The 1,678-nt window shown below is 76.4% G+C and carries 1 protein-coding gene; it reads left to right on the top strand.

Annotated elements, in window-relative coordinates:
- Positions 1–1,678 (top strand): primosomal protein N' (locus FNH04_RS45720; RefSeq protein ID WP_152792108.1); only part of this gene is annotated, 1,678 nt, incomplete at both ends.

Genomic DNA, 1,678 nt, shown 5'->3' with positions numbered 1-1,678 from the left:
GCGGCTCACTGATCGACGGGTTCCTCGTCGAGCGGGTCGCCGAATCGGACTACTCCGGGCCGTTGGCCGCGCTGGCCCAGGTCGTGTCGCCCGAGCCCGTGCTGGGGCCCGAGTTGCTGGGACTGGCCCGTGCGGTCGCCGACCGGTATGCGGGGAGCCTCGCGGATGTGCTGCAGCTCGCCGTTCCACCACGGCACGGGCGGGCCGAGGCCCGCGTGATGGGTGATCCGCCTCCACCGCCCGCGGCGCCGGATCCGGGGACCTGGCGGCGGTACGGGCGGGGTGCCGAGTTCCTGGGGGCGCTGGCCGCCGGGGGGGCGCCCCGAGCCGTGTGGACGGCGTTGCCAGGGCCCCAGTGGGCCGAGGAGATCGCCCGTGCCGTCCAGGCCACCCTGGCTTCGGGCCGGGGGGCGCTGGTCGTGGTGCCCGCCGGCCGGCCCGCCGCGCGTGTCGACACGGCGCTTCGCGAGCTGCTGGGGGAGGGGCAGCATGCCCTGCTCACCGCCGACGCGGGGCAGGAGCGGCGGTACCGGGAGTGGCTGGCCGTGCGGCGCGGGGCGGTACGGGCCGTCGTCGGGACCCGGGCGGCCATGTTCGCGCCCGTGCGGAATCTCGGGCTGGTGGTCGTGTGGGACGACGGGGATGCCAGTCACAGTGACGACCGCGCTCCCTTCCCGCAGGTGCGCGAGGTGCTCGAACTTCGGGCTTCCCGGGACAAGTGCGCCTTCCTGCTGGGGAGTTGGAGCTGCACCGTTGAGGCCGCGCAGCTCGTGGAGAGCGGGTGGGCGGCGCCGCTCGTCGCCGACCGGGAGCAGGTGAGGGCGGCGGCGCCGCTGGTGCGGACCGTGGGGGACGGCGATCTGGCGCGGGACGAGGCCGCGCGGGCGGCCCGGCTGCCGAGCCTCGCCTGGCAGGTGGTCAGGGACGGGCTGCGCCACGGACCGGTGCTGGTCCAGGTGCCACGGAGGGGCTACGTGCCTCGGCTGGCCTGTGAGCGGTGCCGGGAGCCGGCGCGATGCCGGGCGTGCGCCGGGCCGTTGGAGGCCCAGGAGGGTGGAGGCGGGGCCCTGCGGTGCGGGTGGTGCGGGCGTGAGGAGGGCGCCTGGCACTGTCCGGAGTGCGGGGGCTTCCGGTTGCGGGCACAGATCGTGGGGGCGCGGCGGACCGCCGAGGAGCTCGGGCGGGCCTTTCCCACGGTGCCGGTACGAACCTCCGGGCGCGAGCAGGTTCTTGACACCGTGTCAGGGTCGCCCGCGCTGGTGGTGAGCACGCCGGGCGCCGAGCCGGTGGCCGAAGGCGGGTACGCGGCCGCCCTGCTGCTGGACGGGTGGGCGATGCTCGGACGGCCCGATCTGCGGGCCGGGGAGGAAGCGCTGCGGCGGTGGATCGGGGCCGCTTCGCTCGTACGGGACCAGGGGGCCGGCGGCACGGTGGTGGTAGTCGCCGAGCCGACGCTGCGGCCCGTGCAGGCGCTCGTACGGTGGGATCCCGTCGGGCACGCCGTGCGGGAGCTCGCCGAGCGGGCCGAGCTGGGGTTTCCGCCGGTGTCGCGGATGGCTGCCGTGTCGGGCACCGCGGAGGCCGTGACCGGGTTTCTCGGCGATGCCGAACTGCCTCATGACGCACAGGTGCTGGGGCCCGTTCCACTGCCCGTCACGGAGGCCGGGCGGCCCCGGAG

It is taken from the genome of Streptomyces phyllanthi (assembly GCF_009377205.1).
GTDB lineage: Bacteria > Actinomycetota > Actinomycetes > Streptomycetales > Streptomycetaceae > Streptomyces > Streptomyces phyllanthi.
Note: the sequence above shows the minus strand (reverse complement) of the source record. Positions and strands in the feature narration are given on the sequence as shown.